General features: G+C 63.9%; 23 protein-coding genes and 1 pseudogene. 10 read left to right on the plus strand and 14 right to left on the minus strand.

Annotated features, from left to right (window positions below; genetic code table 11):
• From rpsL to ACFIQF_RS19525, 6 genes and pseudogenes are all read right to left on the minus strand, one after another.
• Nucleotides 1-162: pseudogene (rpsL, locus tag ACFIQF_RS19500) on the minus strand (30S ribosomal protein S12); the annotation flags it as partial.
• Between the two features lie 357 nt (nucleotides 163-519).
• Nucleotides 520-1692, minus strand: a complete 1173-nt coding sequence (locus tag ACFIQF_RS19505) for a D-alanyl-D-alanine carboxypeptidase family protein (RefSeq protein WP_393945302.1) — start codon at nucleotides 1690-1692, stop codon at nucleotides 520-522.
• A 91-nt stretch (nucleotides 1693-1783) separates the two neighbouring features.
• Nucleotides 1784-2422, minus strand: a complete 639-nt coding sequence (locus ACFIQF_RS19510) for an alpha/beta hydrolase (protein ID WP_393945303.1) — start codon at nucleotides 2420-2422, stop codon at nucleotides 1784-1786.
• A gap of 94 nt (nucleotides 2423-2516) precedes the next feature.
• On the minus strand, nucleotides 2517-2870 hold the full coding sequence (locus ACFIQF_RS19515) for a (2Fe-2S) ferredoxin domain-containing protein (RefSeq protein WP_393945304.1): 354 nt from the start codon (nucleotides 2868-2870) through the stop codon (nucleotides 2517-2519).
• An 87-nt stretch (nucleotides 2871-2957) separates the two neighbouring features.
• Nucleotides 2958-4115, minus strand: a complete 1158-nt coding sequence (locus tag ACFIQF_RS19520; protein WP_393945305.1) for a VanZ family protein — start codon at nucleotides 4113-4115, stop codon at nucleotides 2958-2960.
• A gap of 1 nt (nucleotide 4116) precedes the next feature.
• Nucleotides 4117-4536 carry a CopD family protein gene (locus ACFIQF_RS19525; protein WP_393945306.1) on the minus strand — a complete coding sequence of 140 codons (420 nt, stop codon included), beginning with the start codon at nucleotides 4534-4536 and terminating at the stop codon, nucleotides 4117-4119.
• 138 nt (nucleotides 4537-4674) lie between these two features.
• Between ACFIQF_RS19525 and hemB the strand changes: the two genes are divergently transcribed.
• Both hemB and ACFIQF_RS19535 read left to right on the plus strand, forming a co-directional pair.
• Nucleotides 4675-5682 (plus strand): porphobilinogen synthase, encoded by a 1008-nt coding sequence (gene hemB, locus ACFIQF_RS19530; RefSeq protein WP_393945307.1) that lies wholly within the window; start codon nucleotides 4675-4677, stop codon nucleotides 5680-5682.
• Nucleotides 5683-6040: 358 nt separating this feature from the next.
• On the plus strand, nucleotides 6041-7282 hold the full coding sequence (locus ACFIQF_RS19535; protein ID WP_393945308.1) for a magnesium transporter CorA family protein: 1242 nt from the start codon (nucleotides 6041-6043) through the stop codon (nucleotides 7280-7282).
• A gap of 24 nt (nucleotides 7283-7306) precedes the next feature.
• Here ACFIQF_RS19535 and ACFIQF_RS19540 read toward each other — a convergent pair whose 3' ends face one another.
• Entirely contained in the window at nucleotides 7307-9358 is a 2052-nt protein-coding gene (locus ACFIQF_RS19540; RefSeq protein WP_393945309.1) for a bifunctional 2',3'-cyclic-nucleotide 2'-phosphodiesterase/3'-nucleotidase, read from the minus strand.
• Between the two features lie 154 nt (nucleotides 9359-9512).
• On the minus strand, nucleotides 9513-10202 hold the full coding sequence (locus tag ACFIQF_RS19545; protein WP_393945310.1) for a dienelactone hydrolase family protein: 690 nt from the start codon (nucleotides 10200-10202) through the stop codon (nucleotides 9513-9515).
• Nucleotides 10203-10262: 60 nt separating this feature from the next.
• On the opposite strand from ACFIQF_RS19545, the gene ACFIQF_RS19550 reads away from it, so the two are divergent.
• The 5 genes from ACFIQF_RS19550 to ACFIQF_RS19570 all read left to right on the plus strand — a co-directional run bounded on the left by ACFIQF_RS19550 (nucleotide 10263) and on the right by ACFIQF_RS19570 (nucleotide 14888).
• The gene (locus tag ACFIQF_RS19550; RefSeq protein WP_393945311.1) at nucleotides 10263-11009 is read left to right on the plus strand and encodes an SDR family oxidoreductase; all 747 of its coding nucleotides are present in this window, start codon (nucleotides 10263-10265) and stop codon (nucleotides 11007-11009) included.
• 3 nt (nucleotides 11010-11012) lie between these two features.
• Entirely contained in the window at nucleotides 11013-11726 is a 714-nt protein-coding gene (gene creB, locus ACFIQF_RS19555; protein WP_393945312.1) for a two-component system response regulator CreB, read from the plus strand.
• Nucleotides 11727-11735: 9 nt separating this feature from the next.
• Entirely contained in the window at nucleotides 11736-13202 is a 1467-nt protein-coding gene (gene creC, locus ACFIQF_RS19560) for a two-component system sensor histidine kinase CreC (protein WP_393945313.1), read from the plus strand.
• A gap of 88 nt (nucleotides 13203-13290) precedes the next feature.
• On the plus strand, nucleotides 13291-14697 hold the full coding sequence (creD, locus tag ACFIQF_RS19565; RefSeq protein ID WP_393945314.1) for a cell envelope integrity protein CreD: 1407 nt from the start codon (nucleotides 13291-13293) through the stop codon (nucleotides 14695-14697).
• Nucleotides 14694-14888 (plus strand): hypothetical protein, encoded by a 195-nt coding sequence (locus ACFIQF_RS19570; RefSeq protein WP_393945315.1) that lies wholly within the window; start codon nucleotides 14694-14696, stop codon nucleotides 14886-14888. The genes creD and ACFIQF_RS19570 overlap by 4 nt, the downstream gene beginning before the upstream one ends.
• A gap of 77 nt (nucleotides 14889-14965) precedes the next feature.
• On the opposite strand, the gene ACFIQF_RS19575 is transcribed toward ACFIQF_RS19570, so the two are convergent.
• The 5 genes from ACFIQF_RS19575 to ACFIQF_RS19595 all read right to left on the minus strand — a co-directional run bounded on the left by ACFIQF_RS19575 (nucleotide 14966) and on the right by ACFIQF_RS19595 (nucleotide 19234).
• Nucleotides 14966-15511 carry a hypothetical protein gene (locus ACFIQF_RS19575; RefSeq protein WP_393945316.1) on the minus strand — a complete coding sequence of 182 codons (546 nt, stop codon included), beginning with the start codon at nucleotides 15509-15511 and terminating at the stop codon, nucleotides 14966-14968.
• 95 nt (nucleotides 15512-15606) lie between these two features.
• On the minus strand, nucleotides 15607-16275 hold the full coding sequence (locus tag ACFIQF_RS19580; RefSeq protein ID WP_393945317.1) for an ABC-type transport auxiliary lipoprotein family protein: 669 nt from the start codon (nucleotides 16273-16275) through the stop codon (nucleotides 15607-15609).
• Between the two features lie 24 nt (nucleotides 16276-16299).
• Nucleotides 16300-17265: an MlaD family protein gene (locus tag ACFIQF_RS19585; RefSeq protein WP_393945318.1), complete on the minus strand. Its 966-nt coding sequence runs from the start codon at nucleotides 17263-17265 to the stop codon at nucleotides 16300-16302.
• 2 nt (nucleotides 17266-17267) lie between these two features.
• Nucleotides 17268-18107, minus strand: coding sequence for an ABC transporter ATP-binding protein (locus ACFIQF_RS19590; RefSeq protein ID WP_393945319.1), 840 nt, complete (start codon nucleotides 18105-18107; stop codon nucleotides 17268-17270).
• Between the two features lie 2 nt (nucleotides 18108-18109).
• On the minus strand, nucleotides 18110-19234 hold the full coding sequence (locus ACFIQF_RS19595) for an MlaE family ABC transporter permease (RefSeq protein ID WP_393945320.1): 1125 nt from the start codon (nucleotides 19232-19234) through the stop codon (nucleotides 18110-18112).
• 246 nt (nucleotides 19235-19480) lie between these two features.
• Between ACFIQF_RS19595 and ACFIQF_RS19600 the strand changes: the two genes are divergently transcribed.
• The 3 genes from ACFIQF_RS19600 (at nucleotide 19481) to ACFIQF_RS19610 (ending at nucleotide 23233) form a co-directional block, all read left to right on the plus strand.
• A complete protein-coding gene (locus ACFIQF_RS19600) occupies nucleotides 19481-21163 on the plus strand; it encodes a GMC family oxidoreductase (RefSeq protein WP_393945321.1) in 1683 nt (560 codons plus the stop codon).
• A 485-nt stretch (nucleotides 21164-21648) separates the two neighbouring features.
• Entirely contained in the window at nucleotides 21649-22407 is a 759-nt protein-coding gene (locus ACFIQF_RS19605) for a sulfite exporter TauE/SafE family protein (protein ID WP_393945322.1), read from the plus strand.
• A 109-nt stretch (nucleotides 22408-22516) separates the two neighbouring features.
• A complete protein-coding gene (locus ACFIQF_RS19610; protein WP_393945323.1) occupies nucleotides 22517-23233 on the plus strand; it encodes a DUF3053 family protein in 717 nt (238 codons plus the stop codon).
• Between the two features lie 321 nt (nucleotides 23234-23554).
• On the opposite strand, the gene mrdA is transcribed toward ACFIQF_RS19610, so the two are convergent.
• Nucleotides 23555-25507 (minus strand): penicillin-binding protein 2, encoded by a 1953-nt coding sequence (mrdA, locus tag ACFIQF_RS19615; protein WP_393945324.1) that lies wholly within the window; start codon nucleotides 25505-25507, stop codon nucleotides 23555-23557.
• Between the last annotated feature and the right edge of the window lie 16 nt (nucleotides 25508-25523).

The raw sequence follows: 25523 nt of genomic DNA on the forward strand, positions 1-25523 counted from the left end.
CTTGGCCACCTTACGCAAAGCCGAGTTAGGCTTCTTAGGCGTCGTGGTGTACACACGGGTGCACACGCCACGGCGCTGTGGGCAGTTTTCCATAGCAGGGCTCTTGGATTTAACAACTTCGACCGTGCGGCCCTGACGCACGAGTTGGTTAATGGTTGGCATTAATAAACGTCCCTAAACGTGAAATTACCGTGATTTGCTTTATTGAAAAAGCGCAAACGTGAATCCCTTCGGAAATTCCGAAAAGCCCTCTACTGTATCACCTTGCCCGAAATCCAGCAAATTTTTACGGGAGAACCCGCAGCACCTGCCTCGCCCCGATTGGCATTTTGGGCGCCAGCGCCTTGACTGACGCGCGCTGACTGCTCCTGTTTTTTCTAACCCCGGAAACCACAAAGCGTGCCTGAAGCACGCTTTGCGAAGGGCGAAATGGGCTGCCGAACTGCTCAGCGCCGCCCCAAAAGCCGGGGGCAGTGCGCCAAAGCAGCCCTCAGCAGCCGGTCTGCGCAAGCCCGTGGTTTACTTGATCCACAGGCGGATGGCATCCCAGGCGCGGCCGAAGATACCGGCTTCGCCCACATCTTCCAGCGCCACCAGCGGCACTTCGGCCACTTGCTGGCCGCCGGCCATCACCTTCAGCGTGCCCAGCTTCTGGCCCTTGGTGAACGGCGCCACCAGCGGCTCCTGGCTCACCACCTGGGTTTCCACCTTGCCGCCCGTGCCGGCGGGCACGTTGATGACGATAGGCGTGGGGCTGCCCATCTTGACCGTGTCTTGCGCGCCCTTCCAGGCCTTGGGCGTTGCCACGGCCTGGCCGCCGTCAAACAGCTTGACGGTGTCGAACGCCGTGTAGCCCCAGTTCAGCAGCTTCTGGCTTTCGTTGGCGCGGTCCTTGTCGCTGGCAGCACCCAGCAGGATCGAGATCAGGCGGCGCTCGCCGGCATTGGGCACCTGGCGCTTGGCCGTGGCCACCAGGCAGTAACCGGCGGCATTGGTGTGGCCGGTCTTGAGGCCGTCGACGGTCGGGTCGCGGAACAACAAAGTATTACGATTGGTGCCGTTGGACTTGGGCGTGCCGGGGTAGAACCACTGCTTGGTGGAGTAGTAGTGCATGTACTCCGGGAAGTCCTTCATCAGGCGGTTGGCCAGAATGCTCAGGTCCTTGGCCGTGGTGGTGTGGCCGGCCTCGGTCAGGCCCTCCGGGTTTTTGTAGCCGGTCTTGGCCATGCCCAGGGCTTTGGCCTGCTCGTTCATCAGGCGCACAAAGTTCTCGGCCGTGCCGCCCACGCCTTCGGCCAGCGCCATGGTGGCGTCATTGCCCGATTGCACAATCATGCCGTGCAGCAGATCGTCTACCTTCACCTGCATCTTGGGGTCAATGAACATGCGCGAGCCGGGCATCTTCCAGGCGCGTTCGCTCACCGGCAAGGTTTGCTCGAGGTTGATTTTCTTGGCGCGCAGCGCGTCAAACACCACATAGGCGGTCATCAGCTTGGTGAGCGATGCCGGCTCGATCTGCGCCTCCGGGTCCTTGGCGGCCAGCACCTGGCCGGTGGTCACGTCAAACAGCAGGTAATTGCGAGCAGCGATTTCGGGGGGCACCGGCGCTGCCAGCTGGGCAAGGGCCAGCGTGGGCACCAGCAAGGCTGCAGCAGCCCAGGTACGCAGGGTGGGCATCAGGGTCGATTTCATGTGGTCCAACTCATTCCAAGAAATTGCCTGCCAGCGCCCGTCCTATGCGCTGCAGGCCATCAAAATCCGTAGCGGTACTATACGATGGCGCTCAAACCACCGCGCTCAGGTGGCGCATGACCAAGCCTTTGAGCAAGGGCAATTGTCCGTGGAAGAAATGGGCCCCATCAGGAATGACCGTAACAGGTAGTATCTGCGGCCGCGCCCAGTTCATCACATCCGACAGCGGCACCACATCGTCTGCCTCGCCGTGGATGACCAAGCTGCGCTCGTGCGCCTCGGGCGGCACGGCGGCTACTGCAAAGCGCGTGGCAGCGGTGCCGACGAAGACCGCTTTTTCGATCTGCCGCTGCGGCCACAGCTCGGCCAGCACATGGCTCATGACAAAAGAGCCGAACGAGAAGCCGGCCAGCGCCAGCGGGCCTTCGCCGGCCAGTTGCTGCACCACGGCCAGCATGTCGGCCTGCTCGCCCGTACCCTTGTCGTAGCTGCCTTGCGACGCGCCTACGCCCCGGAAGTTGAAGCGCACGGCGTTCCAACCAGAGGCCACAAAAGCGCGCGCCAAGGTCTGCACCACCTTGTTGTCCATGGTGCCGGAGAACAACGGGTGCGGGTGGGCGATGACGGCGGTGCCACGCACCTGGCCATCGGGGGCGGCGGCCAGATCGCGGGCGATCTCCAGCACGCCGGCCGGGCCATTGATCGTGAAGCGTTCAGTCTGCGCGTTCATACGCTATCAACTCCATAGCTGTCAGCGCTTTCCTGCAAACGCTGCTGCTCAAAATTTCAGTCTATTAGCCAGGGCAGATGGCCCTGCTCTGCGCTCAGCGGCCCACGTCGGGCGGCGTTACCAGGCGCTCCACCACCTGGCCGTTCTTCAGGTGCGATTCGATGATTTCGTCGATATCGTCATTGTCGATATAGGTGTACCAGACGCCCTCGGGGTAGACAGCCATGATCGGGCCGCCCGCGCAACGGTCCATGCAGCCGGCCTTGTTGATACGCACCTTGCCGGGGCCGCTCAGGCCTTCAGCCTTGATGCGTGCCTTGCAGTGGTCGAACATGTCTTTGGCGCCATGATGGGCACAGCTGTCCTCGCCGTTGACACGGTCGTTCAGACAGAAGAACACGTGGTGCTTGTAGTACTGGCCGTTGTTGCCGGTGTTTTGCTCGCTCATGCCAAGCTCTCTTCTCAAATGCGATGGCCCGTATTGTGGCAGCTTGGCGTTACGCCGCAGCTGCACAAGCCTTTCGGCGCACCGCGCTCAACTGCGCTGGCGGCGCCGCGCCACCGCGTCGGCGGGCACACGCGCCAGGCGCATCAGCACATAGACGATGACGGCAAACGGCCACAACCAACCCAGCCACTGGCCCAGACCAAAAAAACGGATAAAGCGCCCCTGCTCCCAGGACTGCAAGGCGGTGGCGTAGTACGGGCTGGGCGGCGCCTGGTTGAGCAGGTTCACGTCGATCATCACGCCCATCAGCAGCAGCAGCACACAGTAGCGGCGCGGCAAGCCCACTTGCAACAGCGCCAAAGCCAGCGCCAGCCCCAGGCCCAGGCGGGTGGACTGGTCCAGCCAATCCCAGGCGAACACCGGCCCGTAGCTGAGCGCCGAGGACAGCGCCGACACGCCAATGCCCACCAAAAAGATCAGCGCCACCATCAGCATGCGGCGCGACATATCGCTCATCACGCTGAAAGCCAGCCAACACGGCACCAGCAAGCCCAGCAGCACCACCACCAGCTGGCCGATGGGCGACAGCGGCTCGGCCGCCTGCGCGAACTGCGGCATCCACTCTTCAAAAGCCGTGTTCTCCAGAAAATCGACCAGCCAGCCCTCCAGCCGCTCGAACACCTGACCCAGGCCAAACGGCAGCGGCGGCGGGAAAAGCAGGGCCAGCGGCCACAGCAGCAGCAGCACAATGGCGCCCCGCGCATCGGGCTCGAACCAGCGGTCACGCACATCGCTCCAGCGCTGCAAAACGCCCAGCCACGCCAGCAGCGGCACCAGCAAAGCGCCCAGCCAGGTACCTAAGGCATTGAGCAACCAGTCGGTATTGCTGGAGACGCGCTGCGGCAGAAAAATCTGCAAAAACTCCATCGCCAGCGACAGCAAGGCGCCCAGCAGCAAAGCCCAAAGCCAACCGGTTTTGCGCCAGCCATGGCGCCAAAAGCCCAGGCTCAGCAACAAGCCCAGCGGCGCATAGCCGGCCACGTTGATGAGCACGTCGAACCAGGTCCAGTACGGTGGCGGAATCTTGGCCAGCAGAAACTCGGCGGGCGATATACCCTGCGTGCGCCAGCCTTCAAACGGAAACAGGCTCGCAAAGATGATCAGCGCCACATACACCGGCACCAAGGGCCAGGCGATGGTGCGGTGGTTATCTGCCGCAGGCGGTGACGCAGGCTGCTCTTGCATCTCAGAAAGGTTTCACCACCACCAGCACCACGGCCACGATCAGCATCAGCACCGGCACCTCGTTGAACCAGCGGTACCAGACATGCGAATGCCGATCCGTTCCATTGGCAATCTTGCGCAGCAACACCGCGCAGGCATGGTGGTAGCCAATGATAAGCAGCACCACAAAAATCTTGGCGTGCAACCAGCCGCCCGCGCCGCGCCACCAGCCCAGCCACAGCCACAGACCCAGGCCAATGGCCAGCACGGCGATCATCGTCATGAAGCGCAAGAGCTTGCGCGCCATCAGCAGCAGGCGCTCGCGCTCGGCGGTCGATCCCGGCGGCACCATGGCCAAGTTGACGAAGATACGCGGCAGGTAGAACAGGCCGGCGAACCAGCTGGCCACAAACACGATATGAAAGGCTTTGATCCACAACATCAGCATGTTGCACAGTGTAGTGGTTTGGGCTGGCAGGGCAGTCGGTCCGCTCAGATCGGCCCGCCAAACTGCTGCTTGCCTTGCTGTCTTGGCAGCGGGCGACAGCCTGGTTTTGCAATCTGGCGCACAATCTTGGCCATGCATTTGTCCAGCCCTACCCCGTTTCCGCACAACCGTCCCCGGCGCCTGCGCCGCGACGCGTTCACCCGCAACCTGGTGCGTGAGAATGTGCTCACGCCGCACGACTTCATCTACCCGGTGTTCGTGCACGAAGGGCAGAACAAGCGCGAAGCCGTGCCCTCGATGCCCGGCGTCGACCGCCTGAGCCTGGACCTGCTGCTGCCCGTGGCCGAGGAATGCGTCAAGCTCGGCATTCCCGTGCTGGCCCTGTTCCCGCAGATCGACAGCGCACTCAAAGCGCCCGACGGCAAAGAAGCGCTCAACCCCGAGGGCCTGATTCCCCGCGTGGTGCGCGCCCTGAAAAAAGAGTTTCCCGAGCTCGGCGTGATGACCGACGTGGCGCTCGACCCCTACACCAGCCACGGCCAGGACGGCGTGCTCGATGAGACCGGCTACATCCTGAACGACGAGACGGTGGAGATTCTGGTGGGCCAGGCACTCAACCACGCCGAAGCCGGTGTCGACATCGTCGCGCCCAGCGACATGATGGACGGCCGCATTGGCGCCATCCGCGAAGCTTTTGAGGCCCAAGGCCACATCTACACCCGCATCATGGCCTACAGCGCCAAGTACGCCAGCGCTTTTTACGGCCCGTTCCGCGACGCCGTAGGCACACGCGGCGCGCTCGGCAAGGCCGACAAGAACGTCTACCAGATGGACCCGGCCAACAGCGACGAAGCCCTGCGCGAAGTGGCGCTGGACCTGGCCGAAGGCGCCGACATGGTGATGGTCAAGCCCGGCCTGCCCTACCTCGACGTGGTGCGCCGCGTCAAAGACGAGTTCAAGGTGCCCACCTTCGCCTACCAGGTCTCGGGCGAATACGCCATGCTCAAGGCCGCCGCACAAAACGGCTGGCTGGACCACGACCAGGTGATGATGGAATCGCTGCTCGCCTTCAAGCGCGCTGGCGCAGACGGCATCCTGACCTATTTCTCGCTGGAAGCCGCTCGCAAGCTGAAAGCTTAAAAAAACAATAGCAAACACCACCCAACGGGCCTGCGCAACTTGCACAGGCCCGTTTTTACGACAGCCTGGTTGACGAAAAACTGCCCCGGTATTGAAATAGCGGCCGGAGCAGCGGAGCGGGCCTCGGAACTGCCGCCCAATGGCGAGATGGCTGCGTAGGCGCGACGCCGAGCTGCAGACAGTACCTGGGTACGGCAAAGCTCGGTAACAAAGCATACGCAGCCATATCGCCACCCAAAAACGAAGACTCGCAACGCACGCACCGCCCCGCGCCTCGTCACGCTGGTGGATCACCCCGGTATTCCATCAGACAATATGTTTGCCATGCTGGCGCGGATCAGCTTTTGAGGGACCCAGGGTGAGCACACCGAGCATCCGCATCTTCCACATCATCGGCAACGAAGCCAGCGAACTCGCTGCCGTGCCCTACCAGTTGCCCGACAAAGGCTTTCTCTGGCTGGCTTGCGCGCGCAGCTATTTCAGCGAGCAGCTCGGCAGCCTGCAACTGGCGCTGCAAAAACTCACGGGCGCGCCGCTGGTCGATCTGCACGTGTCTGATCTGCTGAACGCGCAACTGCCCTCGCATTACGACTACACCTCGCAATACGATCTGCTGGTGATCCGCCGCCTGGCCACCACGCCCGCCCAGGCTGGCACGGCAGCGCTCACAGCGGCGCGGCGCAGCGCGGCGGCCAAGCCCTTGCCAGATGCGGTGCACATCAACACCACACCGGTAGGCTTTGTCGCTTGGGAGCGGGTGCTCTTGTCCGTCCACCCCGAAGACTGCACGGTGCGCGACGCCTATGCCCGCCGTCTGCTGCAGTTTGCCAAGACCGAGAGCAGCGTGCCCGCGCCCGACGCGCCTGATCTGGGCCAGATCTCCGACGCCACGCAAGAGCGGCTGGCCCGCGAGGACAAGGCCTTCCGCGCGCCAGCCGCTTCGGCCGCCCCCGGCCAAGGCGCCGTGCAGCCGATCCGCTTGCCCGCTTCGCCCGCCGATCTGATGATGCGCATCGTCAACCTCATCGTCGACAACTATCTCGATCTGCGCCGCGAGCTCTCGCGCCACCTCGACCAATGGCAAAGCGCCCTGCTCTCGCCGCGCAAGCGCATCGCCAACTGGCAAGCCCTGATGGAGGCGCGCCTGGGCCTGCACCAGCTCGACGAAATCTGCGAAGACCAGCGCGCCGCCGTACAAGATTGGGTGGATGCCGTCGAAACCTGGCCCGTGCCCGAGGCCGGCAGCGCCCAGCGCGAGCTGGAGGCGCTGAAAGTGCGCAGCCGCGATGTGCTCGAACACATCGAGCGCGTGGTGCACCACGTACGCCGGCTGGAGCAGAACACCGAAACCGCCGTGCAAATGCACTTTTCGGTGCAGAGCAACCGCGCCAACGACATCATGCGCACGCTCACCACCATCACCGCCATCTTTTTGCCGCTGAACCTGATCGCCGCCATCTTCGGCATGAACTTCGAGTACATCCCCTGGATCCACACGCAGAACGGCTTTTGGTGGGCCATGGGCGTGATGGCACTGATCTCGGTGTCGCTGATCATCTTTTTTTCGTACAAGCGCTACCTCACCCGCACGGGCCGGTAGCGCCTGCATGCTGCGGGCGGCAGCTTATTGGCCCAGGTCGATGCGGTAAATGCCGCGCTGCGTGCCCGTGCCGTCGTCAGCCTGCTCCACGCTCACATTCGCCAGCCCGGCCGCCTGCGCCACTGGCAAGGCATTCGCTGCCGATCTGAACAAGACCTTGCCGGCCGTCGGCGTCTTGGCAAAGCGCCAGCTCTTGGCCGCGCCGTTGCTGGCGCGGCTGATGTTCGGGTGGGCCTTGATATAGGCAATCACCACATCGCGGTTGGCGTCGGGCGAAGCGTAGATGGTGGCGCGGCCGTCCAGCTCGGGCAAAAAGCTCTTGCCGCTGGTGGCGCGGTAGTTGTTGGTGGCAATCACAAACTCCTGCGCCGGGTTGATGGCGGCGCCCTGGTACTGCAGGCCGACAATGCGGCTGCCCACGGGCTGGGTCACGTCAATCTGGTACTGCACATCGGCGCTGGTGAACACGTCGAAGTTGTAGCCCGGAAAACTGCTGATCAGCCACTGGTCAGCCGTGGCCGCCGGGTCGATGCGGTTGAAGCGCTGCGCTGCCGCTTCCAGCCAGCTCTTGATCTGAGCGCCGTTCACCTTTACCGCGTAGACCGTGTTCGGGTACAGGTACAGATCGGCCGCGTTGTTGATGGCCAGCGGGCCGGCAAGCACGTCGGTGTAATCCGCGCCGCCCTGGAAGCCCGATTTGAAAGGCGCGCTGACCGACAGCACCGGCAGCTGCGCGTACTGCGGCAGATTGGCCTGGATGTAGCGCTGCACATAGTCCTGCTGCGCCTGGTTCACCAGCTGGATGGCGCCAGGGTCGCCCACATCGGCAAACTGCGTGCCCATGCGGAAATCGGTCTGGCCGATCGGCGTCTTCACGTAGCGGATCGCGGCCTGGTGCTGGCTCTCGACCACCGGCGCAATGCTGGCGTCAGGCGCCACATAGGTGGTTTTGCCCGCCGCATCTTTGCCGGTGCTGGTGCTGCGCAGCTCTGACTTGCTCTTGGCCTTGTCCACCGACCAGGCCTTGCCGTCCCACACCAGCGACAAAGCCACCACGCCCAGCGCCTTGCCCCAGGAGCTGGCCATCACCGCCGGCACGCCGTTGATGGTGCCGGCCTTGTTGTCCACACCCGCCATGCTGAAGGCCGGCTTTTCTGCCGTGTCGGGGAAAACGCTGTGCTGGTGGCCCATCACCATGGCATCAATGCCGGCCACCTTGCTCAGGTGCAGACCAGGGTTTTCCATATCGGCGCGGTAGTCCGAAGCATCGAGCCCGCCGTGCAACAACGCCACCACGATATCAGCGCCTTTGCTGCGCAGCTCGGGCACGTATTTTTGCGCGGCTTCTACCGCGCCAGTCACGCGCAGCTTGCCCTCCAGATGGCGCTTGTCCCAGTTCATGATGCCGGGCGTGGTAAAGCCGATCACGCCAATCTTGATCGGCAGCTTCACGGCCTTGCCATCTTTGTCGGTGGCGTTCAGTTCGCGCTCCAGCAGCACATAGGGCGCCACCAGCGGCGCCTGGGTCTTGGTGCTCAGCACGTTGGCCAGCGCCATCGGGAAACCGGCACCAGCGCACTTTTTGCTGGCGTCCACGCCCTCTACCTGCAGGCCGCCGCCGAGTACCTGGTTGAGATAAGGCAGGCCGTAGTTGAACTCATGGTTGCCCAGCGTGCCCGCATCGAACTTGAGCACGCCCATGGCCTTGTACATGGACAGTTGCTGCTCGCAGGCGATGGGCGCAATCTGCGCCTCGTAATCGGCCAGCGCCGAGCCCTGGATGGTGTCGCCGTTGTCCACCAGCAAGGTGTTGGCGAAATCGCTGCGCGCCTTGCGGATGAGCGCTGCCGTGCGCTCAAAACCGTAGGAGGGATCGTCGGCCAGCTTGAAGTAGTCGTAGCTGCGGATGTTGAAGTGCAGATCGGTCGTCTCCAGCACGGCCAAAGTCGCCGTGGCCGGCTTGCCGCCGTCAGAGCCACCGCCGCCACAAGCGCTCAGCAGCGCAGCACCGGCCAGCGCGGCCAGCGTCCAGCGCAACGGAGTGGCTTGCGCATTCAAAGAAAAAGCTCGCATCATGGCTATCGTTGGTAGTTGGCGATGCGCTGCATCTTCTGGGCGGGTAATGACGGTGGCATTACAACGCGCCGCCCCAAATGCAACAAAGCCTTGCTGGCGTTGCACCAACAAGGCTTTGAGAGGTGAGCAGCCTGCGCTGCGTTTTACTGCGCTATCAGCCTACATGCTTGGCAAAGAAGGCTTGCGTGCGGGCGCGGGCTGCGGCGGACGCTGCAGCGTCGTAAGAGCCGCGCTGGTCGCAGTTGAAGCCGTGGTCGGCCTCGTACACAAACACCTCGATCTCGGCGTGCTTTTGCTTGAAAGCCTCCACCGATTCCAGCGAAATCCAGTGGTCCTTGTTGCCAAAGTGCGCCATGGTCGGGCACTGGGGCTGGCGGGCCGCTTCTTCGGGCGTGGTCATGCCGCCACCGTAGTAGGTGACAGCCGCTGCCAGGCCTTTGAGCTCGCAAGCCGCGCGCCAAGTGAGCAAGCCGCCCCAGCAAAAACCGGTAATGCCCACCTTGCCGCCGGTGCGCTTGGCGCCTTCGTTGATGGCGGCCTGGATATCTTGCAGCACGCCCGGCGCGGGCAATGCATCCACCTCGGTCTTGAGCGCGAAGCCGGCTTGCATGTCGGCATCGGTATAGCCGAGCTCCACATTCGCTTTCACGCGCGCGAAAGTTGCCGGTGCGATGGCCAGATAACCGTTTTGCGCCACGCGGTCCGCCACCGAGCGGATGTGCGAGTTCACGCCAAAAATCTCCTGCAGCACCACGATGGCGCCGCGCGGCTTGCTGGCGGGTTCGGCCACGTAGGCGGGGAAAACAAAACCGTCCTGGGATTTCAGTTCAACAACAGTGCCCATTGCCAATTCTCCTTTGCGTTGCTGTAATGGATTCAATCTGATGAATGAGAATACTACGGGATGACTTCGATTGTTTTGATCACGGGCGCAAGTCGTGGCATTGGTGCCGCCACCGCCGTACTCGCTGCCCGCAACGGCTGGGATGTGGCCGTTAACTACAGCCACAACGCGCAAGCCGCGGCCGAGGTAGTGCAACAGGTGCAGGCCCTGGGCCAGCGCGCCATGGCCGTGCAGGCCGATGTGGCCGACGATGCGCAGGTAAAAACCATGTTCGCCCAGGTGGCCGAGCGGCTCGGTCGCATCCGCGCCTTGGTCAACAACGCCGGTGTGGTGGATCGCGCCCAGCGCCTGCAAGAGATGGACATGGCACGCTGGCAGCGCATGTTTGCCATCAATGTGCTGGGCAGTTTTGCCTGCGCGCGCGAAGCCGTGCTGGCCATGAGCACCGCCCACGGCGGCGCAGGCGGCAGCATTGTCAATGTCTCCAGCGCGGCAGCGCGCCTGGGCGCGGCCAACCAGTATGTAGATTACGCCGCCAGCAAAGCCGCCCTCGACACCATGACGCTGGGCCTGGCGCACGAAGTGGCCAGCCAGGGCATCCGCGTCAACGCGGTGCGCCCGGGCCTGATCGAAACCGACATTCACGCCAGCGGCGGCCAGCCCGACCGCGTGGCCCGCCTGGCACCTGGCGTGCCCATGGGGCGCGGCGGCACTGCCGAAGAAACGGCCGAGGCCATTTACTGGCTGATGTCGGACAAGAGCAGCTACTCCACTGGCGCCATCCTCGACGTGTCTGGCGGGCGCTGAAGCATGCACACACAACCCCATGTTCTGCTGCTGGAAGACGACCCGGCCATTGCCCGCACCGTCTGCTATGCGCTCGAGCGCGACGGTATCCGCTGCACACACAGCCTGCTGATCGTCGATGCACGCCAGCAATGGGCCAGCGGCCGCTACGACGCGCTCTTGCTCGACGTTGGCCTGCCCGACGGCAATGGCCTCGACTGGTGCCGCCAGCTGCGCGCCAGCGGCGTCACCGCGCCCATGTTGGTGCTGAGCGCACGCGGTGAAGAGATGGACCGCGTGCTCGGCCTGGAGCTGGGCGCCGACGACTACCTGACCAAGCCCTTCAGCCCGCGCGAGCTGGTGGCGCGCACACGCGCCTTGCTGCGCCGGGTGCAGCAGTTCTCTGCGCCAGCGCCTGCCGTCCAGCAACCAGCTTCGTCAAGTACTTCTGTGCTGCAGGTGGACGAAGTCGGCCAGCGCATTTTGCTGCAAGGCCAGACGCTCGATTTGACGCGGCGCGAATACCAACTGCTCGCCAGCCTGGTGGCGGCCAAGGGCCGCATCCTCAGCCGCGAGCACCTGCTCGATACCGTCTGGGGCAGCGACAGCGACAGCACCGATCGCACGGTCGACACGCACATCAAAACCCTGCGCGCCAAGCTGCGCGCCGTGCTGCCCGAGAGCGATTTCATCAGCACGCACCGCGGCATGGGCTACAGCCTGCGCCTGCCGCAGTAAGGCTGCGCCATGCGTCTGGGCATCCGGCTGCTGTTCGCCTTTTTCCTGATCAATGGCCTGGCGGCCTTTTTTGTGCTGCGCGTGTTCATGGTCGAGATCAAGCCCAGCGTGCGCAAAGTGACCGAGGACACCTTGGTCGAAACCGCCTACCTGCTCGCACCCTTTGCCGGCGACGACATGGCCAACGGCAGCCTGGCCAGCGCGCCCGACAGCAGCCGCTTTGCGCGCCACGTGCAAGCCGTGGCGCAGCAAAAGGTGCAGGTCTGGATCTGGGACACGCGCAAATCCACCCTCGATCTGCGTGTGACCGTGACCGACGCGCAAGGCCGCGTGCTCTTCGATTCGGCCGGCCAAGATATAGGCGCCGACTACTCGCGCTGGCGCAATATCGCCCGCACCTTGCAAGGCGAGTACGGCGCCCGCACCACGCGCGATGTGGCCACGGACGAAGCCACCAGCGTGATGTATGTGTCTGCCCCCATCTTGCTCAATGGCAAGATTGCCGGCGTGCTGACGGTCTCCAAAGCCGCGCACGCGGTGCAGGCCATCATCGACCGCGGCGAAAGCAAAATGCTGCGCGGCGGCCTGCTTTTTCTGCTGCTCTCGGCCGCCGTCGGCTTTGCCATCACCTGGTGGCTGGTGGCCCAGGTGCGCAAGCTGCGCAGCTACGCCCAGCATGTGCAAGCGCCCACCTTGCACGAGGCCGATGGCAGCCAGCCAGCGCCCGCCACGCCGCCCGTGCCCGAGGTCCCGGGCGAGCTCGGCGACCTGGCCCAGGCCATGGATTCCATGCGCCGCCGCCTTGAAGGGCGTGATTACATCGAAGGCTATGTGCGCGCGCTCACGCACGAGCTCAAAAGCCCGGTGGCCGCCATTCGCGGCGCCGGCGAGCTGCTGCAAGACGAGCTGCCGCCCGCCGACCGCCAGCTGTTTGCCCAGCAGGTGGTAGACCAGAGCCTGCGCCTGCAAAACCTGATCGACCAGCTGATGCAGCTGAGCCAGCTGGAGCAGCGCCCGGCGCTCGCCCCGGCCAGCTCCCCCGCCAGTACCAGCCTGCGCCAATGCGCCGAACAAGCGCTGCGCCAGCTGCAAACCACGGCCGCCCAAAAAGGCATTGCCCTGCAGTTGCAGGGCGAAGGCAGCAGCGGCGCCTGGGACGCGCGCCTGGTGGAGCTGGCCATCAGCAACCTGCTGGCCAATGCGCTGGATTTCTCACCCGCCGGCAGCCAGGTGCTGGTGCAGCTGGGCCCAAACAGCGTCACCGTGCAAGACAGCGGGCCGGGTGTGCCTGATGCACTGATGCACAAGCTGGGCGAGCGCTTTTTCACCACGCCGCGCCCCAATGGCGAGCGCAGCGGCACCGGCCTGGGTTTGTCCATCGTGCACCGCATCATGCAGCTGCACAACGGCCAGCTGCGCTTTGCCAACACCCAGCCCGGCTTGCAGGTGGTGCTGGATTTTTCGCCACACAGCTAGCGCATTTCACCCTGGCTTCACACGCTTCATGCCCGGCTCACCGGCGTTTTGCAGACTCGCTCCACCGAACTGACAACGAGGTGAGAGCATGAAGAACAGACTGGTACAAAAAGCCTTCACGCTGGCCATTACCGTGGCTTTGCTGATGGTGGGGCTGATGCTGATCAGCGACGTGGTGCGCGACCGCATCAACAACCGCGACCGCGCCGTGCAAAGCGTGGTCAACAGCACGGCGGGCTCGCAAACGCTGTACGGCCCGGCGCTGGTGCAGCAGTGCACACGCGAAGTCACCGGCAAAGACAGCGAAGGCCGCGCCGAAACCCGCGTGGTGAGCTTTCAGCGCTACGCGTTGCCCGACGAAGTCAAGCACAACGCCGCAGCGCAAATGCAGCCCCGCGCCCGCGGGCTCTACCAGGTCAACACCTTCGTGCTGAGCGACCAGCTGGTGGCACGCTTTGCCCCCGGCAACCAACTGCAAGGCAAGCCCGAAGGCCATGGCGTGCGCCAGTGCGACGCGCCCCGCCTGATGCTACCGCTGAGCGATCCGCGTGGCATCCGCAGCGCCAGCTTGCGCATTAACGGCCAGGCCGTGGCGCTGGAATCAGGCACCGGCCACCCGGCCTACACGCGCGGCCTGCAGTCCAAAGCTTTGCCCGCCGTGGCCGCAGACAGCGCCGCCCCGCTGGAAGTGCAGATGGCGCTGGAGCTGGTGGGCACCGAGCAAGTGGGCTTTGTGCCACTGGGCGGCAGCAACGAGGTGAGCCTGAAAGCCGACTGGCCGCACCCTTCGTTTGGCGGCAATTTTCTGCCTTCGCGCCGCAGCATCAGCGAGAGCGCGTTTGACGCCAGCTGGAACATCTCGGCGCTGGCTTCGTCGGCACGCCAAGGCTTTCTGGGCGGCAAGCCCTTGTGCTCGCCCGCCGATCCCGATGCCGGTTTTACGCAGGAAGGCAGCCAGTGCCTGGAGCAGTTCGGCACCACCTTCATCGACCCGGTGAACCCCTACACGCTGAGCGATCGCGCCACCAAATACGGCCTGCTGTTTGTGGTGCTCACCTTTGTGGCCGTGGCCATGTTTGAGGTGTTGAAGAAGCTGCGTGTGCACCCGGTGCAATACCTGCTGGTGGGCTCGGCGCTGTGCAGCTTCTTTTTGCTGCTGATCAGTTTGTCCGAGCACATCGGCTTTGCCCGTGCCTACGCGGTGGGCGCTGGTGCCTGCGTGCTGCTGCTCGGCTATTACGCCACCTACATCCTCGGCAGCTTACGCCGTGGCCTGCCGTTTGCCGCCTTGATCGCGGTGATGTATGGCCTGCTGTTTGTGCTGCTGCAACTGGAGCAGACCGCCTTGGTGGTGGGATCGCTCGCACTGTTCGTCGTGCTGGCCATTGTGATGGTGGCCACCCGCAAGGTCGACTGGTATGCCTTCGGCAAGGGCGAGAGCACGGCGCCCACCAACCCCGCCCCAGCCTGGCCGCTGCCCAAGGAGCCCGCATGAGCACGAACGCCATCACCCGACAGCGCCAGCTCTGGCAACAGGCCGTGCAGCAACTCACGCGCCAGCAACTGCGTGAGCTGCGCCAGGACTGGCTGGCGCGCGGCGAGCGCCTGCCGCTGCCGGCCAACGCCAGGCGCATGCAGTGGCTGCGACTGCGCTGCTCGCTGCTGCTGAGCCAGCGCCGTTTCTAAACCACAAACCGCCAACAACAAGAGCTGCCTCGGCAGCTCTTGTTTCGTTCGCGATGGCGCTTTCGCACCGAGCGAGGTCAGTCTTTGCGTGCCGGGCCACCGCTGGCGCGCTCGGCTGCGCGCTGCCGCGCCTCGGGCGATAGAGCCCGCATGCACTGCAAGTTGGCATCGCCCAGCAGGCTGTCGCATTTGCGGATGGCGGTGTCCAGATCGGCTTCGCGCTGGCGCTCGGCTTCGCTCTTGGGCGGCGTGGCTACCGATGCCTGGCCCGCTGCGTGCTGGTGTGCATCGCGCAGGCCGCTAAAGCGCTCGGTCTTGGCTTTGTCGTTGCACTCCTTGAGTGCGGCTTTGGCCTCTTTGTCGCTGCCCGCGTGTTTGGTTTTGCAAGTGTCTTGCGCCAGTGTGTAGCGCATCTCCACATCAGCGGCTACGGCCTTGTAGCTGTTGTTGGCGCTGGGGTGGTAGCGCGCCTCCAGCACCGCCAGATCGATACGGCGGCGCCCGTCGGCCTGCAGCTTGCAGCGTGGCTGCGCGGCACCGCCCTCGGTTTTGCAGTGCGCCAAGGCCTTGTCGTGACGGGTGTTGATGGTGTCCCGCGCTTCTACAAATTCCGCTCTCGTCATGGCCGGCGTCACCGCGCCTGCCACTTGCAGGCTGCACAGCCCAGCCAACACGAGCAGTGCTTTTGCAGTGGCGGCAACAGCAAAGCGGGGCATGCTCAGCGCCCCAGCTTGCGCAGCCAGGCATCGAGCTGCTGGGCCACTTGGTCGGTGGCGGCGCCCAAAGCCGCAGCGCCACCGGCGGCATCGGCGCTGGTGGCGGGCTGCTGCGCCGTGAACACCTGCTGCCCCAGCCAGACTTCGCCCTTGGGCGTCACCTCGGTGAGCGTGGCACGCAGGCGCAGCACGCCGTGGCTGGAGGTGGTGGATTCAAACACCTGGTCGAACTCTTCCACATCCAGGCGCAGCATGGCTGGCACGGCGCCCCGGTTCAGGGCTTGCATGGCACCATCGTCCCCCAGCACCACGGCGCGCTGCGCACTGAGTGCATCGCGTACGCGCTGCTGGATCAGTTGGTCGAACTGCATCGTCCAGCGCGCTTGCGTGTAGGGGCGCAGCTCGCGCACATCGGCATACGCCAGGCGGTAGTGGATGGCCGTGCTGGAATCGGGCACACCGGCAGAGCGCACATTGGCCAGAATCAGCGGCATGGTGTTGGCTGGCACGGCCGCGTCGCTGGCTTGGCGCAATTGCGGGCCAAAGTCGTAGCGCGCCACCGGCGCCGGCTTTTGCGGCAGAGCCGAACAGGCCGCCAGCAGCGCCAGCGCTGCCGTGGCAACAGCCCAGCGGCCACAGCGCTGGACGAGGGGGGAAGCGGTTTCAAACATGGTGTCTTCCTATCGCTCTTGGCTTCAACGGGCGCCGGCCGCGGCCGGTGGCGCCACAAAGCCCTGTTCACCGGGGCCCGGCAGCGCAGTCGAGCTGCCGTAGATCAGCGACTGCGGGTTGTTCTTGAAATTGTCGGCCGTCTCGCCCAGGCGGCGAGCCGAGCTGCTGACATCGCCCATGGTGCGGTTGAGGTTGGGCAAGGTGCCACGGTTGAAGTTGTCCGCCGCATCGCTGACTTTCTCGACCGCCGTGCCCATCCGGTCGACCACGCCGCCCTTGGCGGACAGGCTGGTCATGGCCTTGCTGACATCGTTGGAGGTGTGCTGAATGCTGACCAGCGTTTTGCGTGCATCTTGCGCCACAGCAGGCAGCGAGGCCAGCGCCGGATCGAGCTTGGTCTCTACCGTCACCTGCATGCGCTTGCTCAGCGCGTCCAGGCTTTGTGCGGCCTGGCCCAGGCTTTGTACCGTGGCCATGAGCTGGCGCTGGTTCTCGGTGCCCAGCAGGTCGTTGACCTTGCGCGTGGCGTCTTCCACCTGCTGCATGATGACCGGGCCTTGCTCAGCAATCTGGCCAAACGGCGAAGGCCGCATGGGCAGGCGCGGCAGGCCGTCGGGGCCGGGCGGCAAGGGGGTGGTGATGTTGCTGTCATCGTCGAGCTGGATGTGCGCCAGGCCAGTCACGCCTTGGAAACCCAGCATCGCGTAGGTTGAAGGCGCAATCGGCGCTTCGGCGTTGACGGCAATCCGGATCAGCACCTGGCCGTTTTTCTCGGGGTCGAACTCGATGCCCACCACCTTGCCCACCGGCACACCCTTGTAGCGCACCGCCGCTTGCAGCTGCAAGCCACTGACGCTCTCTTGCGTGGACAGCTCGTAGCGCGTGTAGGCCGTGGTGTCCCGGCCCAGCCACAGGCTCAGCCCGATGACCAGCGCCATCAACACCACCACAAACAAGCCGGCCGCCAATGCATGCGATTTGTTTTCCATAGCTATTCCTTTGCTTCTGTCGCTGGCTGAGGCGCTACCGGCGCCATGGCGCGCCGACCGCGCTCGCCCAGGAAGAAATGTTCGATAAACGGGTGCTTGAAGTGCACCACCTCGGCGGGCGTGGCGCTGATGATCACTTTTTTCTCTGCCAGCACCGCCACCCGGCTCGACAGCGCGAACAAGGTGTCCAGATCGTGCGTGACCATCACCACCGTCAGGCCCAGCTCGCTGTGCAGGTTTTTGAGCAGTTCGCAAAACTCGTCCGAGCTGTTCGGATCGAGCCCGGCGGTGGGCTCGTCGAGCAGCAAGAGCGGCGGGTCCATGATGAGCGAGCGCGCCAGTGCCACGCGCTTGATCATGCCGCCCGAGAGATCGGCCGGCATGCGCGTGGCATGCTCGGGCTTGAGGCCCACCATCTGCAGCTTGACCATGGCCGCATCGCGCACCACCGATGCGGGCAGGGTGCCTTGTTCGTTGAGCGGAAAAGCAATGTTCTCCAGCACATTGAAGGCCGAGAACAAAGCCCCTTGCTGAAACAGCATGCCAATGCGCGAGGCAGCGCCCTGGCGGCTGAGCTCTTGCACCGGCGTGCCTTGCACCAGCACCTCGCCCTTGGCCGGTTGCAGCAGGCCCAGAATCTGGCGCAGCAGCACCGATTTACCGGTGCCCGAGCCGCCCACCAAGGTGAGAATCTCGCCCTGGTAGACGTCCAGATCGAGGTCCTGGTGGATCGAGAAAGCCTGATCGCCGCGACCAAACACGGTCCAGAGTTTGCGGATCTGCACCACCGGCTTGGCGGCAGCTGCGGGGCGGGTGGCGGCAGTAGCGGTGGCGGCAAGCATGGCTAGAACCCTACGTGGCGGAAAGCGATGGCAAAGATCGCGTCCAGCACAATCACAGCGGTGATCGAGATCACGACCGACGAGGTGGTGCCGCGGCCCAGGCTCTGGGTATTGGGCTCCACCTGCAAACCCCAGTGGCAGGCGATCAGCGCAATGGCCACGCCAAAGGTCACCGATTTGGCCAGCGCCAGGTACAGGTTGGCGATGTTCACCGCATTGGGCATGGCCTGGATGAAATACGCGGGCGATACGCCCATGGCCGCATCAGCCGCCAGCATGCCGCCCACCAGCGCGCACATCGTCGTCCACACTGCCACCAGCGGCATGGCCACCGCCAGCGCCAGCGCGCGCGGCATTACCAGGCGAAAGCCTTTGGGGATGCCCATCACCTGCATCGCGTCGAGCTCTTCGTTCACGCGCATCACGCCAATCTGCGCCGTGATGGCCGAGCCCGAGCGGCCAGCCACCAAAATTGCGCCCAGCAGCGGGCCCAGCTCTCGCACCAGCGAGATGCCCAGGATATTGACGATGAAGGCATCCGCGCCAAACTGGCGCAGTTGCAGCGACATCAGATAGGCCAGCACCACGCCAATCAAAAAACCGACCAGCGCGGTAATCGGCAAAGCCGTGGTGCCGGTGGAGTAGAGGTTGCCCGAGAAATCGCGCCAAGGCCCGCGCACCGGGTTGCGCAGCAGGCGCAACACATCGATCAGCAGCTGGCCCACCATCTCGACCATGGCGCGCACATGGCGGATAAAGCCCAGCAGCACCAGGCCCAGCTGGATCAGCCAGCCCAGCCAATTGACCTTGGGCGCCGGCGGGCAGGCAATGGTGAGCGCCGCAATGCGCTCAAGCATCTGCTGCTGCACGGGCGTCATGCGCAGCTGCGCCGGGCGCTGCTGGCGCCAGTGCTCCCACAAGAGTTGGGCGCCCACGTGGTCAAGCCAGTCGGCGCCCGTCAAATCCCAGCCCTGGTCGTCGGCTGCCGGGTGGGCGCGCAACTGGGCCCGCGCCTGCTTCCACTGCTTGCGGTCGCCCAGCTCAGCCGCGCCCCAGCGGCCGCGCAGCTGCGCCCAGCGCTGGCCTGCGTCGTTGGCATCGGTGATATGAGGTGCTGAATCCGCCATGGAGTAAGCGTGCTGTCTGTATTGTTGTGTACGCAATACGCGACTATAGCCGGAGTGTCGCCCAGGCGCAGCCTGCCCGTGTGCAGCAACCACAGCGCCCACTGTAGGTAAGCGTGCCGATTGTCTGCAGTGCCCTGCCCTGCATCGGTCTTTACCCGGTTGGCAAGTGCGGCCGCATTTCGCACACTGCAAGCTGTTTATCAGCATTGGGGGCGGCACCGGAGGCCCGAGGTATTGATTCAGAAAATGACACCCGGAGACAACACTTCTTTCGATTACATCGTCATCGGCGCAGGCACGGCTGGCGCCTTGCTGTGCAACCGCCTCTCAAAAAACCCGCGCAACCGGGTGCTGCTGATCGAGGCCGGTCGGCGCGACGATTACCACTGGATCCACATCCCCGTGGGCTACCTGTACTGCATTGGCAACCCGCGCACCGACTGGCTCTACAAAACCGAGCCGGATGCCGGCCTGAACGGCCGCAGCCTGCTCTACCCGCGCGGCAAAACGCTGGGCGGCTGCTCCAGCATCAACGGCATGATCTACATGCGCGGCCAGTCGCGTGATTACGACCACTGGGCCGAGCTGACCGGCGACGCCCGCTGGCGCTGGAACGAAACCCTGGGCTACTTCAAGCGCCACGAAGACCATTGGCGGCTCGACCACGAAGGCACGGCCAGCCCCAGCTTTGCACAATTGCACGGCAACCGCCGCACCGGCAGCGGCGGCGAATGGCGTGTGGAAAAGCAGCGCCTGCGCTGGGACATTCTGGATGCGTTTGCCGAGGCCGCGCAGCAAGCCGGCATTCCTGCCACCGACGATTTCAACCGCGGCAGCAACGAAGGCGTAGGCTATTTCGAAGTCAACCAGAAAGCCGGCTGGCGCTGGAACACGGCCAAGGCCTTTTTGCGCCCGACCTGCTACGGCCGCCCGAACGTCGAGATCTGGAACAACGCCCAGGTCAGCCGCCTGGTGCTCGCGCGCCAACCCGACGGCCAGCTCGCCTGCACTGGCGCCGAGGTCTGGACCGGCACCGAAACCATCACCGTGCAGGCCGACAAAGAAGTGATTCTGAGCGCCGGCGCCATCAACTCGCCGCAAATCCTGCAGCTCTCGGGCATTGGCCCCGGCGATCTGCTGCGCGAGCACGGCATTGCCGTACAGCACGATCTGCCCGGTGTGGGCGCCAATCTGCAAGACCATTTGCAGATACGCGCGGTCTACAAAATCGACGGCGCACCCACCTTGAACATGATGGCCAACAACCTGCTGGGCAAGGCGCGCATCGGCCTGGAATACGTGCTCAAACGCAGCGGCCCGATGAGCATGGCGCCGTCACAGCTGGGCGCCTTCACCCGCAGCAGCCCCGACAAACCCTACCCCAACATCCAGTACCACGTGCAGCCGCTGTCGCTCGATGCCTTTGGCCAGCCGCTGCACAACTTTCCGGCCTTCACTGCCAGCGTCTGCAACCTCAACCCCACCAGCCGCGGCACGGTGCAGATCAAGAACGCCGATTTCAAAACCGCACCCGCCATTGCACCCAACTACCTGTCGACGGACGAAGACCGCCAGGTTGCGGCCGACAGCCTGCGCGTCACCCGCCAGATCGCCGCGCAACCGGCGCTGGCCAAATACCACCCGGTCGAGTGGAAGCCCGGCGCGCAATACCAGAGCGACGAAGAGTTGGCGCGCCTGGCTGGCGACATTGCCACCACCATCTTCCACCCGGTCGGCACCACCAAAATGGGCGCAGACAACGACCCGATGGCCGTGCTCGACAGCGAAATGCGCGTGCGCGGCGTGCGCCGGCTGCGCGTGGTGGATGCCGGCGCCATGCCCACCATCACCAGCGGCAACACCAACTCGCCCACCTTGATGATGGCCGAGCGCGCCGCCGAATGGATTCTGGCCAGCCACGGGCCATGATGGTGCAGGCCCCGGTTTCAGCGCGGTTACCAAAGGCCGCGCTGCCAACCGGGCTCAGCAGCGCACCAATCCAGGCCATTTGCAGCCCAAAACCACAGATTCACACCAATTTCGTGCGCAACAACTGGGCAACTGCGCCGTTGTAAGACAAATTCCTGTCCCAAAACGGGTTTTGGCCGACTTTACACATTCCGAGTTACCTTGCGGGTAAATCCTGATGCACCATGCCGGTGCCATCGCCTATAGTAGAGGCACTCGAGGCACTGAAACAGTGCTCTACGAGAGGACCGAGGAGACATCTCGATAACTCAAACATATTGATAAAGCATCACAAAAAAAGAGATGCCCCTTCCAAAGCGCCTACGGGCGCTTTTTGTTTTTCTGGTGCAGCAGCATCGCCCGCGCCCGCTGTTCTGCCCGCCACCCCGCATTTAGCGCCTCTGGTACACAGGGTTACGCCCTGTTGCGGTGCGACAATCGCGGCCATGGAATGGATTTTTGTCACGCTGGCTTCGATGTTCGCCGGCTTTGTCGACGCAATTGTCGGGGGCGGTGGCCTCATTCTGGTGCCAGCGCTGTTTGGCGCTTTTCCTTCTGCGCCGCCGGCCACCTTGCTGGGCACCAACAAGAGCGCCAGCGTCTGGGGCACCATGATGTCGGCGCGCCAATACGCCAAACGGGTCGATATGCGCTGGGCCGCTATTGGGCCCGCAGCACTGGCCGGTTTTGCCGCATCGCTGCTGGGCGCCTGGACGGTCACCGTCATCGACCCGAGCATGCTGCGCAAGGCCTTGCCCATCATTTTGCTGGCCGTGCTGGGCTACACCTTGTACAAAAAGCAGCTGGGCCAAACGCATGCACCACGCTACAGCGGCCGCGTCGAAGCCTGGGTGGCCTGCGCCATTGGCGCCAGCATCGGTTTTTATGACGGCTTTTTCGGCCCTGGCGCCGGCAGCTTTTTTGTCTTTCTGTTTGTGCGCTGGCTCGGCTACGACTTCTTGAACGCCTCGGCCAGCGCCAAGATTTTGAACATCGCCACCAATGTTGCCGCGCTGATTCTGTTCACCGCCAAAGGCCATGTGTGGTGGCATTTTGCGATTCCGCTGGCTGTGGCCAATGTGCTGGGCAGCATGCTGGGCACCTGGATGGCACTCAAAAAAGGCTCGGGCTTTGTGCGCGGCATGTTCATCGTCGTGGTGAGCGCGCTGATCTTGAAAACCGGCTACGACGCATTTATCCGCTGAGAGCGCAGCAGCACGGCTGACGCCACCGCACAACGCCCACCGCGATCTTGTTGGCCGCTCGTCAGGCAGTGCGGCTACGATGCATGCATTGCAACTATCGGTTTGCGGCATGCATTCAATTCACCAATCTCGCTTTTTGCGCCTGCTGGCGTTACTGTGGTTCAGCGCCGCGCTGCTGGCTGCCTGTTCGCAAGAGCCCAAGCAGCGCGCCGCCTTCATCGGCTTTTTGCAAACCCGGGTCATCGATGTGAAAGGCCCCGTGCTGCCGCTGCTGACCAAGCAGGACCGCGACACGCTGGGCGACGATTACGCCAAGCAGTACGAGGTGATCCAGAGCTTCCACCAGGAGCTCAACCAGGTGATCAACTCCCCCGCCAACAAGCTCACATCCATGGGCAACCTCGGCTCGCTGAGCGCCATCGTCCAGCGCCGTGGCGATCTGCAAGGCGCCCGCGAAAACCTCAAGCAGCTGCGCAGCACCTTGGACGCCAGCCTGGCCAAGGCCGACGCGGCACGCGCCAGCTTCCAACAGCCCGAAGACCTCAAGCCGGTTTACGACAAGGCCTACGAAAAGTCGGTGAGCAAGCCGGCCGCCGCCTTCAAGGAAATGCTCCCGCTGCTCGACGAGATGTTCACCAGCGTCGACAAAGTGGCCGATTACGCCGAGCAGCACAAAGAGCAGATCAAGATGCTGGGTTCCATCTTCCAGGTGAGCGATGCCAAGGTGCTCATGGAGATCAATGCGCTGATCGACGAGTCCAACAAAAAGGGCCAGGCCGTCATGGCTGCACAGAGCAAGTTCATGCAAGTCATCAACGGCGGCTGAGGCAAACCCAATTCCTTTGCATCACGGGTTTCCTAGAGGCGCAAGCGCGGTGACAAAGCCAGCTGCACGCCGGTGTTGAGAGTCTTCGTTTCGAGGTGGTGATATGAACCCGTATGCGTTGTTGCTGGGCCTTGCCGTACACGTGTACTGTCTGCGCCCCAGACGCCTAGCCTACGGGTCCATCTCACCATTGGGGTAAGCATTCCCAATGCCCGCTTCACTGCGAAGTGGTGCTGTTTGAATACCCAATATTCCGAGAATATCCCAGGAAAAAGCCGCTGGCGTTATTCACACGCCAGCGGCTTTTTTGAGCGTGCGGCCTTACTGCGGCGGCTCGTTCAGCGGCTGCATGGGAATGTCTTGCACCCGGCGCGGCGTGCCAATCGGCGCCGTCGCCTGGCCGCGCTGCATGGCGGCCATGTCGGCTTCGCTGGGGTAATCGCCCAGCAACCAGTAGTCGATGATGCGGCGGGCAATTGGCGCTGCGCTACCCGCGCCGAAACCGGCGTTTTCCACGATTACGCCCACGGCAATCTTGGGGTCGTCAGCAGGCGCGAAGGCGATGTAGAGCGCGTGGTCGCGCTGGCGCTCGGCCAGCTTGGAGGCGTTGTACTTTTCCTTCTGGCCAATGGTGATGGCCTGCGCGGTCCCCGTTTTGCCGCCCGCCGAATAGCGTGCGTTGCCAAACGAGCCACGGCCTGTACCGCCCGTCACCACCGACACCATGCCGCGCTTGACCGCGTCAACATTGCTTTGCTTGTAGCCCAGGTTGTTGGGCGGAGGCTGCTCTATCGGGTGACGCGCGGCGGTCACCGGGTCGATCAGCGCACGGCCCACGTGCGGCACGCGGCTGTTGCCGTTGTCCACCAAGGTGGCCAGCGCATGCGTCAGCTGCAAGATGGTGAAGTTGTTGTAACCCTGGCCAATGCCCAGCGAAATGGTCTCGCCAGCAAACCACTTTTTCTGCTCGGGGCGCTTGTAGGTTTCGCGCTTCCAGGTGGTGCTGGGCAGCACGCCGCGCACTTCGCCGGGCAGGTCGATGCCGGTGATCTGGCCAAAGCCCAGCGGCTTCATGAAATCGTGGATCGCGTCCACGCCCATCTCATTGGCCAGCGTATAGAAGTACACATTGGACGAGTGCTGGATGGCGCGGTTCAGATCGACCGGCCCCAGCGCGTGGCCCGAGCGGAAGGTATGGCCGCCAAAGGTCCAGCTGCCGCCGTCCTGAATGATGGACGATGGCGTGCGCTTGCCCGTCTCCAGCCCGGCCAGGCCCATGAAGGGCTTGTAGGTGGAGCCGGTCGGGTAGGTTCCGCGCATGGCGCGGTTGAGCAGTGGGCGGTCAATAGATTCGTTCAGCGCTTTCCAGCTCTCCTGATCGATCCCTTCGACAAACAGGTTCGGGTCATACGTGGGCTTGCTCACCATGGTGAGCAGCTCGCCGCTGCGCGGGTCGATGGCAATGGCCACGCCCCGGCGCTCGCCATACAGCTCTTCCACCATTTTTTGCAGCTTGATGTCGATCGACAACACCACGCTCTCGCCCGGCGTGGCGGGCGCGCTGCCCAGCTTGCGCACGGCGTGGCCGCCGGCCGAGGTCTCCATGCGCTCCACGCCAGTCTGGCCGTGCAGCTCTTTCTCGTAGCTGGCCTCGACGCCGGTCTTGCCGATGTATTCGGTGCCGCGGTAGTTGGCAGAGTCGTCCGAATCGTCGATGCGCTCTTTCTCGCGCTGGTTGATGCGGCCGATGTAGCCAATGATGTGCGCGCCGGTTTCGCCCATCGGGTAGGTGCGGAACAGGCGGGCCTTCACATCCACGCCCGGGAAACGGTAGCGCTGCGCAGTGAACTTGGCCACTTCCTGGTCAGTCAGGCGCGAGCGGATCGGCAGCGAATCGAAGTTGCGCGAATCCTCGCGCAAGCGCTTGAAGCGGCGGCGGTCACGCTGCGTGATGTCGATGATCTCGGACAGCGCGTCAATCGTCTCCTCCACATCGCTCACCTTGTAAGGGGTGATCTCCAGCGTATAGGCCGAGTAGTTGGTGGCCAGCAGCACGCCGTTGCGGTCGTAGATCTGGCCACGGTTGGGCACGATGGGCACCACCGCCGTGCGGTTGCTCTCGGCCTGGGCCAGCAGATCGTCATGGCGCTCCACCTGCAGCACATACAGACGCGAGACCAGAATGCCAAAGCAGATGAGCACCACCAGGCCGATCACCACCACCCGCAGCTTGAACTGGCTGAGGTCGCGTTCGGAGTTGTGGATCTCGGTCATCGCGTTGGGCTGCTGG

The organism is Comamonas trifloxystrobinivorans, assembly GCF_043359985.1.
GTDB lineage: Bacteria > Pseudomonadota > Gammaproteobacteria > Burkholderiales > Burkholderiaceae_C > Comamonas > Comamonas trifloxystrobinivorans.

What these genes read in the sequence shown, in the direction of transcription:
- ACFIQF_RS19505 (WP_393945302.1), bottom strand. Translation starts at nt 1,692, where the DNA reads ATGAAATCGACCCTGATGCCCACCCTGCGTACCTGGGCTGCTGCAGCC.
- ACFIQF_RS19510 (WP_393945303.1), bottom strand. Translation starts at nt 2,422, where the DNA reads ATGAACGCGCAGACTGAACGCTTCACGATCAATGGCCCGGCCGGCGTG.
- ACFIQF_RS19515 (WP_393945304.1), bottom strand. Translation starts at nt 2,870, where the DNA reads ATGAGCGAGCAAAACACCGGCAACAACGGCCAGTACTACAAGCACCAC.
- ACFIQF_RS19520 (WP_393945305.1), bottom strand. Translation starts at nt 4,115, where the DNA reads ATGCAAGAGCAGCCTGCGTCACCGCCTGCGGCAGATAACCACCGCACC.
- ACFIQF_RS19525 (WP_393945306.1), bottom strand. Translation starts at nt 4,536, where the DNA reads ATGTTGTGGATCAAAGCCTTTCATATCGTGTTTGTGGCCAGCTGGTTC.
- hemB (WP_393945307.1), top strand. Translation starts at nt 4,675, where the DNA reads ATGCATTTGTCCAGCCCTACCCCGTTTCCGCACAACCGTCCCCGGCGC.
- ACFIQF_RS19540 (WP_393945309.1), bottom strand. Translation starts at nt 9,358, where the DNA reads ATGATGCGAGCTTTTTCTTTGAATGCGCAAGCCACTCCGTTGCGCTGG.
- ACFIQF_RS19545 (WP_393945310.1), bottom strand. Translation starts at nt 10,202, where the DNA reads ATGGGCACTGTTGTTGAACTGAAATCCCAGGACGGTTTTGTTTTCCCC.
- ACFIQF_RS19550 (WP_393945311.1), top strand. Translation starts at nt 10,263, where the DNA reads ATGACTTCGATTGTTTTGATCACGGGCGCAAGTCGTGGCATTGGTGCC.
- creB (WP_393945312.1), top strand. Translation starts at nt 11,013, where the DNA reads ATGCACACACAACCCCATGTTCTGCTGCTGGAAGACGACCCGGCCATT.
- creC (WP_393945313.1), top strand. Translation starts at nt 11,736, where the DNA reads ATGCGTCTGGGCATCCGGCTGCTGTTCGCCTTTTTCCTGATCAATGGC.
- creD (WP_393945314.1), top strand. Translation starts at nt 13,291, where the DNA reads ATGAAGAACAGACTGGTACAAAAAGCCTTCACGCTGGCCATTACCGTG.
- ACFIQF_RS19570 (WP_393945315.1), top strand. Translation starts at nt 14,694, where the DNA reads ATGAGCACGAACGCCATCACCCGACAGCGCCAGCTCTGGCAACAGGCC.
- ACFIQF_RS19575 (WP_393945316.1), bottom strand. Translation starts at nt 15,511, where the DNA reads ATGACGAGAGCGGAATTTGTAGAAGCGCGGGACACCATCAACACCCGT.
- ACFIQF_RS19580 (WP_393945317.1), bottom strand. Translation starts at nt 16,275, where the DNA reads ATGTTTGAAACCGCTTCCCCCCTCGTCCAGCGCTGTGGCCGCTGGGCT.
- ACFIQF_RS19585 (WP_393945318.1), bottom strand. Translation starts at nt 17,265, where the DNA reads ATGGAAAACAAATCGCATGCATTGGCGGCCGGCTTGTTTGTGGTGGTG.
- ACFIQF_RS19590 (WP_393945319.1), bottom strand. Translation starts at nt 18,107, where the DNA reads ATGCTTGCCGCCACCGCTACTGCCGCCACCCGCCCCGCAGCTGCCGCC.
- ACFIQF_RS19595 (WP_393945320.1), bottom strand. Translation starts at nt 19,234, where the DNA reads ATGGCGGATTCAGCACCTCATATCACCGATGCCAACGACGCAGGCCAG.
- ACFIQF_RS19600 (WP_393945321.1), top strand. Translation starts at nt 19,481, where the DNA reads ATGACACCCGGAGACAACACTTCTTTCGATTACATCGTCATCGGCGCA.
- ACFIQF_RS19605 (WP_393945322.1), top strand. Translation starts at nt 21,649, where the DNA reads ATGGAATGGATTTTTGTCACGCTGGCTTCGATGTTCGCCGGCTTTGTC.
- ACFIQF_RS19610 (WP_393945323.1), top strand. Translation starts at nt 22,517, where the DNA reads ATGCATTCAATTCACCAATCTCGCTTTTTGCGCCTGCTGGCGTTACTG.
- mrdA (WP_393945324.1), bottom strand. Translation starts at nt 25,507, where the DNA reads ATGACCGAGATCCACAACTCCGAACGCGACCTCAGCCAGTTCAAGCTG.